Genomic DNA, 16,040 nt, shown 5'->3' with positions numbered 1-16,040 from the left:
AACGCATTGCTCTGCAGAGCGTCGTGAATCAGGATTAATTCCAATGGCCGTTGGATAGGCAGAGCTAACGACTCATGGCAGAGTCTCGTCGGCCGTGGTAGTCGTCTGAGTTGCAGACCTTGCTTCTTCCACTCGGACACCTTCCGCTTCACGACCCGAGCGGACCAACGGTCACGTCGCGAGTTCGAGGAGGCCGAGGGCCGGAATCGCGCGGATGTATCGTCTCGCGGGAACCTCTTTCGACGAGGGCGGAGAGCCGCCTGCGACGCCGCGGGGGATGGCATCGAGATCGTATCAAGCCGCTTGTGCGCCGCAAGCACGGAGGGCCCGTGTTGCATGAAGCCACAACGCGACTGAGCACCTTGCTATAATCAAAGTGCGAAGAATTTATTAAGCATCCTCGGAACCTCCTGTGCAAACCGGACCTATGAGGCAGGGCTTTCACCTCTCCAACCCGGCGACGGTGAGGGGCGGACGAGCATTCGTAGGTAGCACCCGATGGCCGAATCCAACCCCGAGACTCGTTCGGTTCGTCTTCAGGGCCGATGCAAGCTACGAGATCAACCGCGACCCTCGGAGCGGCGTTTGAGGCCTTCGGCTTCCATGGCCATGTAACGCTCGGTCAGACGGCGGGCGAGGAGGCCGACGACTGAGCCGAGGAGGCCGCCGTAGCGGAGGGAGAGGGTCATCCGGCAGCCGCCGGGCGTGGGTGCGAGGCGGTGGTCGGCGAAGACCGTGACGCCCGGCTGGCGACCGCGCCAGGCGAAGCCGCGGCCGGGTTCCCACGAGACGATTTCCAGGACGATCGGCCGCAGCTTGGGCTGCTCGACACGCACGCGCGAGCCGACGCCCGGCGGGCCGGCGTCGAGCGGCGTGAGCCGGGTCATCGACGCCGTCCACTCGGGCCATCGGGAGAACTCGGCCAGGACCTCCCAGGCTCGCTCGGGGGAGGCGGCGACGTCGACGACCTTGACGAACTCACGCAAAGGTCGGCTCCGCGATGAGAGTCTGTCCCACGAAGGTCGAATGTCGGTCTGACCGGCGTCTTTCCCTCGGCAGGGTTCTGATGATGGGGACGCCGGCCCCCCGAGTGGGTCCGACCGTTCACCTGGGAAGCGACGCCGATCCCCCCTCATCCGGCCGCTTTGCGGCCACCTTCCCCCGCGAGGGGGGAAGGCCGTCCATCCGATCGCCGCGCATCTCTTGGAGGCGGCCGATCAGCCCGCGAGGACTTCCTCGGGGATGTTGTCGTTGGCGTAGACGTTCTGGACGTCGTCGTTTTCTTCGAGCAGGTCGCGGAGCTTGAGCATCTTCTTCCCGTTCTCGACGTCAAGGTCGACGTAGGTGGACGGGATGTAGCTGGTCTCGGCGCTTTCGGTGGGGATGTTGGCCTCTTCGAGGGCCTTGCGGACGGCCTCGAACTGCTGGGGGGCGCAGGTGACCTCGTAGTATTCCTCGACCAGTTCGACGTCGTCGGCGCCGGCTTCCAGGGCGACCTCCATCAGCTTGTCCTCGGTCGCGACCTTGGGGTCGACGACGAACAGGCCCTTGAAGGCGAAGCTGTAGCTGACGCAGCCGGTCGCGCCCAGGTTGCCGCCGGCGTTGTCGAAGAGCCGCCGCAGCTCGCCGGCCGTCCGGTTGCGATTGTCGGTCAGAACCTCGCAGAGAATGGCCACGCCGGAGGGTCCGTAGCCCTCGTAGACGATCTCTTCGAAGTTCTCGGCGCCCAGTTCGCCGGTCGCCTTCTTGATGGAGCGCTCGATGTTGTCCTTGGGGCAGGAGACCGAACGAGCCTTGTCGATGGCGTAGCGGAGCCGCAGGTTGGCGGTGGGGTCGGGGCCGCCGTTGCGGGCGGCGACGTAGATCGCGCGGCAGAGCTTGCTGAAGAGCTTCCCGCGCTTGGCGTCGACCAGACCCTTACGGTGGGCGATGTTCGCGGAGTGTGAGTGTCCTGCCATCTCGGGTCTCGGCTCCTACTCGGGTCGAATCGAATCGGGTCAGAGTATCGACGACCAGGGCCGGCGCTCGCGCGCCGGCCCGGTTGAAATCATGGTGAAGGTCGGCGGTCGGTCAGGGCTTGAGGCCGTTGGAAGCCTTGGGAGCCTGCTCGACGGCGTCCAGGTCGGCGAGTTTCTTGCGGATCTCGCCCAGCTTCTTGTCGGGGGGCTCGCTGCGGGAGGCGGCCTCCTCGGCCTCCTTCCACAGGGTGCGGGCCTTCTCGATCTCCTGCAGCTTCAGGAAGACGTCGCCGAGGTGGTCCGGCAGGGTGGCGTCCGGGGAGGCGGCCCCGCGCTTCTCAGCCTCCTTGTGCAGGTCGACGGCCTTCTGGAGCGGCTCGACGGCGTCCTTGTACTTCCCCTGCTTGAACAGGGCCCAGCCCAGACTGTCGAGATACGCGTAGTTGTCCGGTTCGTCCTTGAGGGCCTTGCGGATCATGGCCTCGGCCTTCTCCAGGTTCTTGCCCTGGTCGGCGTAGAGGTAGCCAAGATCGTTGTTGACGCCTGGGTCGTCGGGGAACTGCTCCAGAGCGGTCTCCAACTCGGCCTCGCCCTTGGCGAAGTCCCCCTGGTTGACGTAGACGATCGACAGGTTCGAGTGGATCAGCTTGGCCAGCTCGTCCTTGCCCGCGTTGCGCTTGAGCATCTCGCGGAAGAGCTTGACGGCCTCGTCGTTGCGGCCGTACTTGGTCAGCAGGCCGCCGAGCATGAACTCATAGGCGGCGTTGCCGGGCTCGTCCTGGATGAGCTTCTGGTAGACCGGCACGGCCTCGTCAAGCTTGCCCAGCTCGGCGAGGGTGTTGGCGATCTGGATGCGTTCGTCGGGTTCGGGGGAGTTGAGCTTCAGGGCCTCGCGGGCGACCTCCAGAGCCTTTTCGTCCTTGCCGCCCTTGCGGTAGAAGCTCGACAGGAAGGCGAGGGTCCGGGCCTTGCGCTCGCCGGGGTACTTGGCGAGCATCTCCTCCAGCGTGGCGGCGGCCTCGGTGTAGTTCTTGAGCCGCTGCTCGGTGTCGATGACTTCCAGGTAGAGCATGGGGTTCGGCGACTTCGCCAGCATCATCCGCTGGAGCTTCAGCAGCCGTTCCAGCCGGCTCGGCTTGAGGTCGCGACGGTCGGGCATGGCGATCCGGGCGAGGATCGCGAAGGCCGGCGCCTGGGGGAGGCCCGGCGGGTCGGCGGAAAGCTGTTTGAGCCCCTCGTCGAGAATCTCCTCGGCGAGTGAATCGTCGGACGCGACGGCTTCGATCTGGCCGCCGACGGCCTCCACGCCCTGGCGCTGGCCGATGGCCTCGCAGAGCACCTTCAGCAGTTCGCCGACCTTCTTCCGCTTCACCAGCGAGGCCGCCAGCGCGCGATAGGTCTGAGGCGTCGGCTGGCTGGCCAGGAGCGCCTTGTAGAGGGCGTCAGCCTTGTCGACCTGGCCCGTCTCACGGTAGCGGTCGGCCAGGACGTATTGCAGCGGCACGTTCTTGGAGTCGAGCCGGGCGGCTTCCTCCAGCCGGGGGGTGATTTCGTCCTCTCGGTTCAGCGCCTTCAGCACGCGGGCGAGAAGCTCATAGCCCTCAATCCCCTGGGGCTGCCGCTTGAGGAAGCGGTCGACGAGCGCCAGGGCCTTCGGGCCCTGGTTGGCCTTCAGGTAGGTCTCGGAGAGCAGCAGAGGGATCTGGGGATTGGAATCGTCGTAGACCAGGCCGCGTTCGAAGGCCTTGATCGCCAGGTCGTCGCGCTTGGCGGAGAGGAAGACGAGGCCGAAGGCCAGGTATGCGGCGGCCGGCTCGGGGCCGAGGATCCGCGTGACGTCGGCCGGGGTGAGCTTCATCGACTGGCGTTCGTCCAGCTCCGCCATCACCTTGGCGAAGGCGTCGGCCGCCTTGGCTGGGTCGTTCAGGCCGGTCGAATAAAGACGTCCCAGCTCGTTCCAGGCGACGATCCGCCCCGGCGCGTGGGCGTCCAGCTTGGGGTTGTTCAGAACGTCTTGCAGGAGCGTCTCGCACTGCCGCAGCTCGTCGCGCTGGACGTAGAACTGGAAGAGGCGGTCGAGGGTCTCGGTGTCGCTGGGGTCGGCGGCCAGGGCCTTGCGACCGTACTCGACGGCCAGGTCGGGACGGGCCAGCGGGCCGACGTACAGCCGACTCAGCCGCCGCGCGATCGCCACCGATTCCGGGTCGAGCTTGTACGCCTGCAGCAGCGTGTCGACCGCGTCGTTGAACGCGCGACGATCCTCGAGCGCCCGGGCGGCCGAGTACAGCCGGACGGCCTCCACCCGGTTGCGGTCCTCGACCGTCTGCGGGTTCATCGGCACGAACGGCTTCGGCGGGTCGTTCCCCGGACGGTCGAACAACTCCGAGAGATCCGGCTTCGGCTTGGCCTGCTCGGCGGCCGGAGCCTGCGCCTTGGGCTCCTCGGCCACGTTAGGAGCCGGGGCCTGAGCCCACGACCGCCCCACGCCGGCCGAACTGCACGCCAGCGCGATCGTCGCACAGCACGCCCGACTCGTCGCAGACCAACGGATCGGCCCGACCATGTGCACCCCCCGTCCTCGTTGTTGCCAGGATGTCGATCCTTCGTCCACATCCCCTCTCGGCGCGATCTTCACCGAGATTACCAGACCATCCTAGCAGTCCCCGCCCAGACATGCCAAGACGTCATCACAGCCCCTTGACAGGATCGTCTACTTGAGTAAATCTACTCTGGTAGACGAAACGGCGGCCCCAGGGAGGAACTCGGCGATGGCGGAGGCGCAGCTCGGTCGGTTGCAGTTCCGGATCATGCAGGTGCTGTGGGAGCGGGGTCGGATCGGCGCTCGCGAGGTCACCGACGCGCTCAACGAGCGCGGCGAGGACGTGGCCCACAGCACGGTGCAGACGCTCTTGCGGCAGTTGGAGGCGAAGGGGGCGGTCAGTCATGAGGCCGACGGCCGCACGTTCGTCTTCTTCGCGAAGCTGAAGGAAGACCGGGTCAAGCGGTCGGCCACCCGAGACCTGCTGGACCGCGTCTTCGGCGGCGACGTCGGCGGGCTGGTCGCGCACCTGATCCGCGACGAGGGGCTTTCTCGCCAGGAGCTGGACGAACTCAAGCGGCTGATCGACGCGGCCCGCAAGGAAGGGAAGGGGGGTGCGGAATGAGCGACGCCCTGACTCGGTTCGCCCTGACCGCCGGCGGATTCGGCCTGACCTGGCTGGCGCAGTCGACGGTCCTCCTGATCCTGGGCCTGATCGCCGGCCGCGCCGCGCGACGATGAGGCCCGGCCCTGCAATCGGCCGTCTACCGGACGACCCTCGCGGCCGTGCTGCTCTGCCCGCTCGCATCGACATTGCTTTCGGTGATGGGGGTCGAGGGCCTCGCCATCCGGCTGCCCCAGGCCAAAGAAGAAACTCTGAAGCCGAGCCTGGCAGAGTTCGTCGATGCCGAATCCGCCGGGGTGTTCATCCCCCCAGCCTACAACGACGTGAAATGGCGGGTCGCGATCCCCGCCGGCCCGGTCCCCGTCAGCTCCGAGTCGTCGTCGCCTGTCACTCCGGAAACATCGCTGCCGCCGGCCACCGCTGCGATCGACGAACTCCCGGGGTACGATCTCCTAACGATCGCCCCGACGGCCGGCGTAGCGCTCTGGGTCCTCGGCACGCTCTTCCTGCTGGCCCGGATGCTCGTCCAGCAGGCGAGGATGTCTCGGGTCCGGGCGAAGGCCGTCGCCGTCGAGCCCGGCGTGCAGGCTGCGTGCGACGCGATCGCCGGACGGCTGGGCGTGCCGCCGCCGCCCGCTCGGCGAAGCCCGTTCCTGTCGAGCCCCTGCCTCGACGGCCTCATCCGGCCGATGATCCTGCTGCCCGAGGAGATGGACGACGACCCACGCGACGCGCTCGTCCACGAGCTGGCGCACCTGGCCCGCCGCGACGGCTGGTGGAACCTGGCCAGGCGGCTGGCGACGGCCGCGCTTTGGTTCCAGCCCCTCTCGTGGGTGCTCTCGCGACGCGTCGAGACGACGGCCGAGGAGGTCTGCGACGATGTGGCGGTGGACCTTGGCGCCGACCGGACGCGCTACGCCGAACTCCTCGTCACCATCGCCGGCCGCTCCCTGCCGCCTTCGTCGCCGGCCGCCGTCCACATGATCGGCCGACGCTCCCCGCTGAGGCGCCGGATCGCGCGGATCCTCGACGCCTCACGCCCCCTCTCCACTCGCGCCGGCCGGCTGGCGTTCCTCGCCGTGCTGACCGCCGGCCTGGCCTCGACGGCTCTCGCCGGACTGCTCAGCATCGGCAATCGTCCCCATCCCGAGCCTCCCGCCCGGGCCGAAGCGCCGGAGGCCCCCGATCCCGAGGAGCCGGCTCCGCCGAAGCTCGACGCCACCCACGGCCGCGTCGTCGACGCGGAGGGCAAGCCCCTCGCTGGGGCGACCGTGATCGCGCGCGGTTTCCAGCGGAACGGCTCGGAACTCCTCCCCGTCGGCCACGAGGTCGCCCGCATGACGACCGACGCCGAGGGCCTTTTCCGCGTGCCCGACGACGTCGCCGGTCTGGGCAAGGAAGTCACGTACGTCGTCAAGGCGACGGGATTCCGCCCCGCGGCCCCGTTGTCCGAACGGCTCGCCGAAGGCGTCCCGGTGAGGATGTCGACGGCCGATCCGGCGCCGATCGAGGGCCGGATCGTCGACCATGAGGGCCGCCCGGTCGCCGGGGCCCGCGTTCGGGTCAGCCACGCCTATCTGATCGACCGTTCCAACCTGGTCGGGAAGATGCTCCCGGACCTCTCCCTCGCCACGCGAATCACCGGCTGGGCGGTTCAGCCCGAGCCCGCGACGACCGACGCCGACGGCCGCTTCCGAATCGACGGCCTCTCTCGCGAAGACGCGGCCGTCCTGGAAGTCTCCGCGCCGGGGACGGTGCGGAAGGCCACGACCGTCTTCCTGAGGACGATGCCCAGGATCGCCGCGGCCCCGGGGGTCGGCGTCGCCCCCGCATTCGACGACGGCGAACTCCAGGGCACGCCCTGCACCATCACCCTCGAGCCCTCGCGGCTCGTCGAGGGGACCATCCGCGACATGGAGACGAACGAACCGATCCCCGGCGCGATCGTGACGGCTCGATCGATCTCCGACGCACGCTCCCTGGTGGCCGGCCACATCTGGGCGCAGTCCGACGCCCAGGGCCGATATCGGCTCGACGGGCTTCCCAAGGAGGGCGAGAAGGGACATCGGCTGGCCGTCTATCCGCCGCTCGACCGCCCCTACTTCTTGTTCTTGACGCGGGACGGTCAGACCGTCCCCCCATCGCCCGGCATCGCCCCGACGACGTTCGACATCGCCCTCCGACGCGGGATCTGGATCGAGGGCCGGGTCGTGGACGCGAAGAGCGGCAAGCCCGTCTCCGCGCTGATCGACTACTACCCGATGCTCTCGAACCCCCACGCCGAGAACCGGCCCGAATTCCCGAAAGCCTACACGCTCCCCTGGCAAGAACGATACTCGACCGACGCCGAGGGTCGCTTCCGCGTGCCCGGCCTCCCCGGCGACGGCGTGGTCGCGGCCCGGTGCAGGCCCGCAACCGACTACCGCACCGGCGTCGGCGCCGAGGGCATCGCCCACGCGACGACCGGCAACAAAAACACATTGCTGACTTACGGTCGCATCACGCCGCAATTTTACAACACCTTGAAGGCCGTCGTCGTCCCCGACGGGGCCGAGTCGTTCGCCTGCGAGTTGGGCGTCGACCACGGCCGGTCGATCCTCCTGCGGGCCGTCGACGAGGCCGGAAGGCCGGTCCCAGACGTGGTCGTCCTCGGCGCCGAGCCGAACACGACGTCCAATACCCTCATCGTCGACGCCCGGGGAGAGACGCGAATCGGGGGCCTCGCGCCGGGCGAACGCCGGGTGGTGCGGATCCGGCAACCGACGCGGAAGTTGGGGGCGATCGTGCTGCTCGACGCCGACGCCGTCCCCGAGGGTCAGCCCGTCGTCGCGACGTTGCGACCGCTGGGCGTCGTCACCGGCAGGCTCGTCGACTCCGGCGGCAAGCCCACGCAGGGCCGCGTCCGACTCGGCCACTCGGCCACCTTCAAGGACGGCACCTCGTTAGGGTTTGGGGTCGGTTCCGAGAATCTCGACGACCAGGGCCGCTTCCGGATCGAGGACGTGCCCCCCGGCGACGGCTACGACGTGACGGCGTCGCCCCCAATCCAAGGCGGCCGCCCGAGCTTCAAATCGTTCCCCCTGGGCCGCGACCTGAAAGTCGATCCCGGCCAGACGGCCGACCTGGGTACGTTCAACGTCGACACGGGCCAGCGGATCGAGGAGCCGAAGACCACCCAGGCGCAGCCCCCCGCGGCGGGTCCGATCCAAGGTCGAGTCACCGACGAGCAGAACAAGCCGGTCGCCGACGCCACCGTCGTCGCCTGGCGGTGGAGGCGAGGGCAGGGCGCGGGCGTCGGCCTGCGCGAGTTCCTGCCGGATCGTCGGTTCGATTCCAGAACCACGACGACCGACGCGGAGGGGCGGTACTCCATGCCGGATTTCGACCCGGCGCCGGAGTGGGACGACCAGGCCCGCTTGACGCTGCTCCGCGCGGCGGCGCCCGGTCATGCCGTCGGTGCGTCGGTTTGGAGGTCCCAGTTCGGCCCGGCCAGCATGGGGCGGGACATCCGTCTCGCAAAGGGAGACCACCCGATCGTCGGTCGGGTCCTCGACGTCCAGGGTCGGCCGGTGGCCGGTGCGCGCGTGCGGCTGAGGCTGATGAGCCTGGCGCAGGTCGCCAATCCCGTCGCAGCAGGTCGCGTCCCGGACGCCTCACTCAACCGTCCCGGAGAGGGTGCGGTCGGAGGACCGATCCAGCAGGCGCTGGGCCTCGACGGCCTGGCCACGGACGCCGACGGACGCTTTCGCTTCCCGGGGCTGGCTCACGACGCTGAGACGATCTTCGAGATCGACCGTCCCGGGATGCCGCCGCACGTCATCCGGGTCTTCGCCAGACCGATGACCCCCGTGAAGTCCTCCTTCTCAACGGCGGAGGGAGACCTGGAAGCCATCCCCGACTTCATCACTGGGGATGGGGTGTCGAGGACGACCAGTGGATCGACGACGTCGGCCGAACGGCCCGAGCAACTGGTCTACGGCTCCGAGTTCACGACGACGCTGGAACCCGGCCGGATCTTCGAGGGCGTCATCCGCGACGCCGAGACGCACCGACCGATCTCGGGGGTCGTGGTGGCGGCTTCGCGCCGTCGGACCGATGGCCGCGACCTCCCGGCGCGGATCACGGCGACGACCGACGCCGAGGGCCGATACCGACTCATCTCCCCGCCCGCGTTCGACGGCGGCTCGCCGTGGATCTCGGTCCACCCCCAGGTCGATCAGCCCTACTTCCTCCCCGGCGCCGCAACGAAGCCGCCGAACGCCTCGGCGACGTATGACTTCGACTTGAAGCGGGGCCGCTGGATTGTCGGCAAGCTCCTCGACCCGGACGGCCGCCCGGTCGCGGGCTCGATCGACTACGCCCCGATGGCGGCCAACCCGCTCGCCACCGAGTACTTTGGATTGCCGTTGAGGAACATGAAGTTCCTGTACGGATATCACGGTCAGCGCTTCCGGACCGCCGCGGACGGGGCCTACCGGGTCCTGGGTCTCACGGGACCTGGGGTCGTTCTGGCCCGCGCGGATGAACCGTTGTACCTGGTGGGAACTGGCGCAGAGACTGTCGCCCGCGAACCGCAGGCCCCGATGGTCCTGGCGACGTCGTTCCGGACCATGCCCAACGACTTTCACGTTATGAAGTCCGTGGACGTCCCGGCGGGCGACGCCCCCTTCGCATGCGACCTGGCCATCGATTCCGGCGGCTCAGCCCTCCTGAAGTTCGTCGACGAGAAGGGTGAACCCGTCGAGGCGACCGTCTCGGGCCGCGTCCCTCCCACCTCGTTTTACGGCGCCCCGGTCCGGCATGCTCGCGACGTCCCCGCTACCGAGGTGCGGATCCTGGCGCTCGCCAGGAACGAAGCCCGCCCGGTCTGGATCCGCGCCAGGAACGGCGGACTCCTGAGCGCAGCGTTCCCGGTGACCGCTGGCTCCGACCGCACCGTGACCCTCCACTGGCCGGTGAAAGTCGTCGGCCGGCTCCTCCTCGCCGACGGGAAACCCGCGAAGGGAGACGTGCAACTGGACCTCGCCCCGAACGGGCGGATGGGAAGTACGGGTCAAGCGCATCTTGTGCTCGAGCTTGACGAGGAGGGGCGGTTCGAACACCAGGTCCCCGTCGGCGGCCCCTATCTCCTGCACGCCGTCAACCTCACATCGAGCGATCCCGGCGGCCACTCCCGAAGCACCTCCACGAAGAAGGTTCCAGGCGGCCTCGACGCCTTTTACCTCACCAACGCGCTTACGATCGAGCCCGGCAAGCCGATCAACCTGGGAACCTTCAATGCTGAGGCCGGCCGGCGCATCGAGGATCCCGAAGCGGCCCAGCAGCCGCCGCCGGCCATGATCAAGGGACGGGTGGTCGACGAGCAGGGTAAGCCGATCCCCGGCGCGACGGTCGTCGCCTGGCGGTGGAGGCGAAGTCCTGTCCCGGCCGTCAGTCTCCAGGAATACCTGCCGAACCGCCGGTTCGACTCACGGTCCGCGAAGACCGACGCCGACGGCCGTTATTCGATGCCCGACTTCGAGCCGGCTCCAGAGTGGGACGACCAGGCCCGCTACACCCGGATCTACGCCGCCGCGCCGGGGTACGTCGCCGGTGCAACGGTCTGGAAAAGCTCCAGCCGCGGACCTTCGCTCAGCGGCGACATCCAACTCTCGAAGAAGGATCAGCCGATCCTCGGCCGCGTGGTCGACCCGCAAGGGGGGCCAATCGCCGGTGCCAGGGTCAAGCTGCGTCAGGCTTACTTGCCCCAGCCGGGAACTCCCCCCGCCGACGCCTCCCTCCCAATCCCGGGAGGACGGCGAAGGCATGACGGCGGACCAATCCAGGAGGCTCTTGGGTTCGGCGACCTGACCACCGACGCCGACGGCCGGTTCCGCTTCTCGGGCCTGGGTTATGACAGCTTCGCGATCTTCGAGATCCTTCGGCCCGACCTGGCCCCGCACCTCGTCCGCGTCGTCGCCAGACCGATGCAGCCGCACCAGCGGCGAGACATCAACCTGGAGGCGGCCCTGCACGAGATGTCGGACTTCCTCAACAAGGCGGACGAGAAACCCCTCCGCGGCTCCGAACTCTGGCCGGAACTCGGATCTCACCAGAGCGAGACGACCCTCTACGGCTCGGATTTCACCACCACGCTTGAGCCGTCGTGGATCATCGAGGGATCCATCCGCGACGCCGAATCCCGCGAGCCGATCGCCGGGGTCGTGGTGGCGGCCTCGCGAAACCAGCACGACGGCCGGGAGACGCCCGCGCGGATCACCGCGACGACCGACGCCCAGGGCCGTTATCGCCTCATCGCCCCCTCGGCGTACGACGGCGCCGGGCCCTGGATCTCAACCCATCCGCTCGTCAATCAGCCCTACTTCGCCTCCGTCCCGACCAAGGCGAAAGGTCCAAGCGGCCCGACGACCTGGGACTTCGACCTCAGGCGCGGCCGATGGATCGTCGGCAAGCTGATCGACGAGGACCAAGGCAAACCTGTCGCGGCCGTCGTCGACTACGCGCCGGCGAAAGACAATCCGCTGGCCGCCGCGTATTTCGGTCAACCGTCGGGCATGATCTATCGAAACGGGTTGCACCGAGACCGCTTCCAGACCGCCGCGGACGGGACGTTCCGCGTGCTGGGAATCCCCGGGGCCGGCTTCGTCCTGGCTCGGACGGACGATCCCTCCTACCTGTCGAGCTACGGCGTGAAGTGGGCCCCCGCGTTGCTGAGAGACCCGTTTCCGAAGCCCTTGCCGACGGCCTTTCAAACCGACTCCACCGCCTATCAGGCGGCCAGGCCCGTGGACGTCCCCGCCGGAGATGCGCCGTTCGCCTGCGACCTGTCCCTCAGCCACGGCGGCTCGGTCCTGTTGAAGTTCGTCGATGAGAAGGGCGAACCTCTCAAGGCGACCGTCATCGGCCGAGTGCCGCCGCCGCCGTCGTGGACGGGCCTTCATCCCACGACCAACGAGCCAGCGGCCGAGGTCCGCGTCGAGAAGCTGGCGCCCGGCGAGTCGCGACGGGTCTATGTCAATTCGGCCTCGGATGCGTCCGCAGCGATCGTCAAGGTCCAGGCCGGGCCCGACCGCGTCGTCACGCTTCATCCGCGAGTCCTCGTCACAGGAAAGATCGTCCACGGCGACGGCAGGCCGGCGCGGGGGGGAGTGAACATGACCGTCCGAGATTCCGAACAGCATCCCGCGACCTTCTCGTCCTACAGCACATCCGACGACATCGACGAAACCGGCGCCTTCCACTGCTGGGCCGTCGTCGGCGGTCCCTATGTCCTGTATGCCCTGAACCTGACGTACGAGCGCCCCAACGGATCGCGGGGATATAGTTCCGAGAAAGCCCCCGGCGGCTTCGCCGGCTTCCTCGCGGCAAAGGACCTCACGATCGAACCCGGCAAGCCCGTCGACCTGGGCACCTTCAACGCCGACACCGGGCAACCCGCCGAGAAGAAGGATTGATGCGACGGCTTCGAGGAGGGTCGTTGCCTGGGTGGCCCTCCCTGGACGCCGACCAATCGCGTGGCCCTACGCCTCTCCGCCAGGCGCAATTTAAACGGTCGGCGTTCGAGACCGCTCTCGACAGGGGCCGATCGCAACGCCTGCACCCTGTGCAGCAATCGAAGCGATTGCACCAACGGAGCTTATTTCGAAACCCGTTTGGCCGATGACTGGGAAAGCCAGCGGGGGCCATCGTGAAGATAGAGGACGATGGTCCCCGGATCTTTCTCAATTCGACCTGACTCGAAGAACGCGAGCGAGAAACCGCGTCGTATCTCGCCGAACGAAGCCAACCTCAGTCGTCGTCGCAAACACCATGACACCAAGGCCTTAACCTCAACAAAACAGCCCCCGAACAGCAGCGACCGAAGCCAAAAGGAAGCCGGCGGCGATGGGCCTACGATCGGCTCGCAACGTGTGGACGGGCCGTCCGGCCGACCGGATTGAACGCCACTCCAGGCTGGCTGCCCCCGGTCGATCTCGGAGAAAGCATCGCGGCGCCGCGTGTTGATTTTCGCCGAACGAAGCCGACGGGCTAAAACGCAACACCTTGATGAATAATCGATTGCGTCATCGGCTTCGTTGGCTTCGCTCGCAGACGAAGCCGCCTTACCAGTCCTTGCCGTCGCCGCGGGGGGATTCGTCGGGCGGGGGCTGGTCGGGGAGGCGACGGCGGCGGGCGTCTCGGATCCGGTCGAGGGCGGCGTCGAGGCGGTCGTCGGGGTTGGCGCCCGGCGGGTTGGGGGCGTCGCCGCCGGCGCCTCCGCGCTTGCGGGGGCTGGAGGAGTCGGTCTCGCGGGTCTCGCCCGGGCCGGGGGGCGGGGCGTCGGACCGGCCGTCGGGACCGTCGCCGGGGCCTTCCTCCTGCTTGGCGTCGCCGCTGCCGCGATTCGCGTCGGGGGGGGTCGGCTGGTTGCCGTCCTCGGGGTTCGGCTGGTCCTGCTGGGCGAGGGCTTCGCGCAGCCGTTGGAGGGCGAAGGCCCTGTTGACGGCGGCGTCGCGGCGGATGACGTCCAGCCCTGGAGCCCAGGCCGTCGAACTCAGGCAAGCGTCGTAGCACCGCACCGCCGCGGCGAGGTCCCCCAGGCTGAGGATCGCGTTCCCCAGGGCGTAGTCGATCTTCGTCCGCAGCGCGGGGTCGGCGGTGAGGCGGGCTTCCTGGTAACGCAGGACGGCCTGGGGATAACGGCCGAGCTGGTAGAGCGTCGCGCCGAGGTTGTAGAGCGGGACCGGTCGGCCGGGGGCCCTGGCGGCGGCGTCCTGGAACGCGTGGAGGGCGTCCTCGAAGCGGCCGGCCTCATACAGCGACTGGCCCCGGGCGACGGCCTGAGGGGCGGTTTCGGGGGGAGACTCGGCGGCGACCTGAGACACGGCCAGAGCCAGCACGGCGAGCCTCGCGACGGCCCGGGCTCGCCTCGGCCGCCTGGCGCCGACGCCCGGACGAAGCGCCGCGGCCAGCACGCCCAGCGAGGCCGCCAGGAGCAGGGGGAAACGCTCGGGGCGGTCGGCGGCCCTCGCGGCGCGGCGGCGGGCCTCGGCCACGGGCTCGATCCGCTCGCGGTAGAGCAGGCCCAGGTCGGCGGCCGAGAGCCCCAGCTTCAGCGAGGCCCCCCCGGAACGCTCGGCGATCGCCGCCAGGGTCTCGTCAATCCGCTTCGAGACGACCGGTTCCCCCCGGTAGGTGAACGAGAGCCTGGCCCCGGCCTTCGCATCGCCAAGGGCGATCGTGTGGACCACCACCCCCTTCGCCTCAGCCCGATCGACGGCCTGTTCCCAGCGGCCTTCGTGGTCCTCGCCGTCGGAGAAGATCACGACCGTCCGCGGCTCGTCCTCGGGGGCGTTGGGGTCGAAGGCGTCAACGGCCGCGTCGATCGCCGCGGCCAGGTCGGTCCCGCCGGGCTTGACGTCGCCGGGGCGGAGGCGATTCATCGCATCAACGACCGCCCCCATGTTCTGCGTAAGCGGACAGCGCAGGACGCCCCGACCGGCGAACGCGACGACCCCCGCGCGGTTGGAGGACTCGCGGGCCAGGACGTCGACGAGGGTCTTCGCCGTCTCCACGGCCAGGCCCAGGCGGTTGGGCGCGGCGTCCTCCGCGGCCATGCTCCGGCTGACGTCAAAAGCCAGCACGACGTCCCGCCCCGGCCCGACCTGGTCGTCCGGCCCGAAGCCGATCCGGGGTCTCGCCAGCGCCAGAACGGCCAGCGCCATCGCCAGCAAGACGCCGATCGACCGATCGCTCGGGGCGGCCCCCCACTGGCCGAGCGCGTCCCACCCTCGGGCGCGGAGCCGGGCGCCTCGCCAGGCCCAGAGGGCCAACGGCGGCAGGCCGAGCAGCAGCCAGAGGAGGCGGGGGTGTTCAAAGTCCATCGGGGCGTTCTCAATCGTCAGGGGAGCCGCCGCAGGCGTCCGCAGGTCAGGAGCCGGTCGATCGCCAGAAGGCCGAGGGCCGCGGCCGCCCAGGGGGCGAACCGCTCGTCGTAACGGGTGCGGACTTCTTCATGAATCTGCGACTTCTCCATTGCGTCGATCGTGCGGAAGACGTCGTCGAGGGCGTCGGCGTCGGTGGCGCGGAAGGATCGGCCCCCGGTGGTCTCGGCCAGCTTGTCGAGCAGCTCGAAGTTCGGCCCCTCACGCTCGGCCGCGACGAGCCGGCCCGACTTGTCGACGCCGTGCGTCACGCCCCCCTCGCGGCCGATGGCGATCGTGTGCAGCGTCACACCCAGGTCGCGAGCCAGCTCGGCGGCCCGCATCGGGTCGAGCGGGTTCGGGACGGCCGGGGCGTTGTTGCCGTCGGTCAGGAGGATCAGCACCTTCCTCGACGGCGAGGCGAGGCGGAGAGCGTCCAGCGACCAGGCGACGGCGTCGCCGATGTTGGTCCCGTCGTCCCCCGGTCGAGCGGGCCGGACGGCGTCGGCGGCCTCGATCAGGAAGCGGTGGTCGAGCGTCGGAGGGCAGGCGAGGTCCGGGTAGTTCGCGAACGTCGTCAGCCCGATCGAGTCATCCCGACGGCCGGCCACGAACCGGGCGAAGGTCTCGCGAGCCGCCTCCAACCGGCTGATCCGTCGCGAGCCTTGATCGGCCGGGAAGTCGACCGTACTCATGCTGGAGCTTTGATCCATGGCCACAACGATCGCCACCCCCTGCGACGCGATCCGCACCACCCCGCCGACGGTCTGCGGCCGGGCCATCGCCACCGCCAGCGCGGCGATCGCCAGCGCCTGCAACAGGGCCGGCAACCGCGAGACCCAGACCCACGGCGAAACGCCCGCGCGACCTCCTCGGAACATCCCGAGATCCGGCCAGGCGATCCGCCCACGCGTCCACTCTCGCCACAGCGGCAGCACCGCCAGGGCGATCAACGCGAGCCAGAAAGGTTGGGAGAATCGCATGAGAGCAGACGGACTCGCATCGGGAACAGCGAA

At 69.0% G+C, this 16,040-nt stretch carries 7 protein-coding genes; 2 read left to right on the top strand and 5 right to left on the bottom strand.

Annotated features, from left to right (window positions below):
- Positions 1-560: 560 nt before the first annotated feature.
- The 3 genes from G5C50_RS13770 to G5C50_RS13760 form a co-directional block, all read right to left on the bottom strand.
- Positions 561-986, bottom strand: a complete 426-nt coding sequence (locus G5C50_RS13770) for an SRPBCC family protein (RefSeq protein ID WP_206107695.1) — start codon at positions 984-986, stop codon at positions 561-563.
- 231 nt (positions 987-1,217) lie between these two features.
- Positions 1,218-1,958: a YebC/PmpR family DNA-binding transcriptional regulator gene (locus tag G5C50_RS13765; protein ID WP_165070247.1), complete on the bottom strand. Its 741-nt coding sequence runs from the start codon at positions 1,956-1,958 to the stop codon at positions 1,218-1,220.
- A gap of 112 nt (positions 1,959-2,070) precedes the next feature.
- Positions 2,071-4,521 (bottom strand): tetratricopeptide repeat protein, encoded by a 2,451-nt coding sequence (locus tag G5C50_RS13760; RefSeq protein WP_240907079.1) that lies wholly within the window; start codon positions 4,519-4,521, stop codon positions 2,071-2,073.
- A gap of 205 nt (positions 4,522-4,726) precedes the next feature.
- Here G5C50_RS13760 and G5C50_RS13755 point away from each other — a divergent pair, with 205 nt between their 5' ends.
- Positions 4,727-5,122: a BlaI/MecI/CopY family transcriptional regulator gene (locus G5C50_RS13755; RefSeq protein WP_165070243.1), complete on the top strand. Its 396-nt coding sequence runs from the start codon at positions 4,727-4,729 to the stop codon at positions 5,120-5,122.
- Positions 5,123-5,283: 161 nt separating this feature from the next.
- Positions 5,284-12,576, top strand: coding sequence for a M56 family metallopeptidase (locus tag G5C50_RS13750; protein WP_165070241.1), 7,293 nt, complete (start codon positions 5,284-5,286; stop codon positions 12,574-12,576).
- Positions 12,577-13,224: 648 nt separating this feature from the next.
- Here G5C50_RS13750 and G5C50_RS13745 read toward each other — a convergent pair.
- Together G5C50_RS13745 and G5C50_RS13740 are read right to left on the bottom strand one after the other, a co-directional pair.
- On the bottom strand, positions 13,225-14,985 hold the full coding sequence (locus G5C50_RS13745) for a VWA domain-containing protein (protein WP_165070239.1): 1,761 nt from the start codon (positions 14,983-14,985) through the stop codon (positions 13,225-13,227).
- 17 nt (positions 14,986-15,002) lie between these two features.
- On the bottom strand, positions 15,003-16,007 hold the full coding sequence (locus G5C50_RS13740) for a VWA domain-containing protein (RefSeq protein ID WP_165070237.1): 1,005 nt from the start codon (positions 16,005-16,007) through the stop codon (positions 15,003-15,005).
- Positions 16,008-16,040: the final 33 nt, after the last annotated feature.

It is taken from the genome of Paludisphaera rhizosphaerae, from assembly GCF_011065895.1.
Taxonomy (GTDB): Bacteria; Planctomycetota; Planctomycetia; order Isosphaerales; family Isosphaeraceae; genus Paludisphaera; species Paludisphaera rhizosphaerae.
Note: the sequence above shows the minus strand (reverse complement) of the source record. Positions and strands in the feature narration are given on the sequence as shown.

What these genes read in the sequence shown, in the direction of transcription:
- G5C50_RS13765 (WP_165070247.1), bottom strand. Translation starts at nt 1,958, where the DNA reads ATGGCAGGACACTCACACTCCGCGAACATCGCCCACCGTAAGGGTCTG.
- G5C50_RS13760 (WP_240907079.1), bottom strand. Translation starts at nt 4,521, where the DNA reads ATGGTCGGGCCGATCCGTTGGTCTGCGACGAGTCGGGCGTGCTGTGCG.
- G5C50_RS13755 (WP_165070243.1), top strand. Translation starts at nt 4,727, where the DNA reads ATGGCGGAGGCGCAGCTCGGTCGGTTGCAGTTCCGGATCATGCAGGTG.
- G5C50_RS13745 (WP_165070239.1), bottom strand. Translation starts at nt 14,985, where the DNA reads ATGGACTTTGAACACCCCCGCCTCCTCTGGCTGCTGCTCGGCCTGCCG.
- G5C50_RS13740 (WP_165070237.1), bottom strand. Translation starts at nt 16,007, where the DNA reads ATGCGATTCTCCCAACCTTTCTGGCTCGCGTTGATCGCCCTGGCGGTG.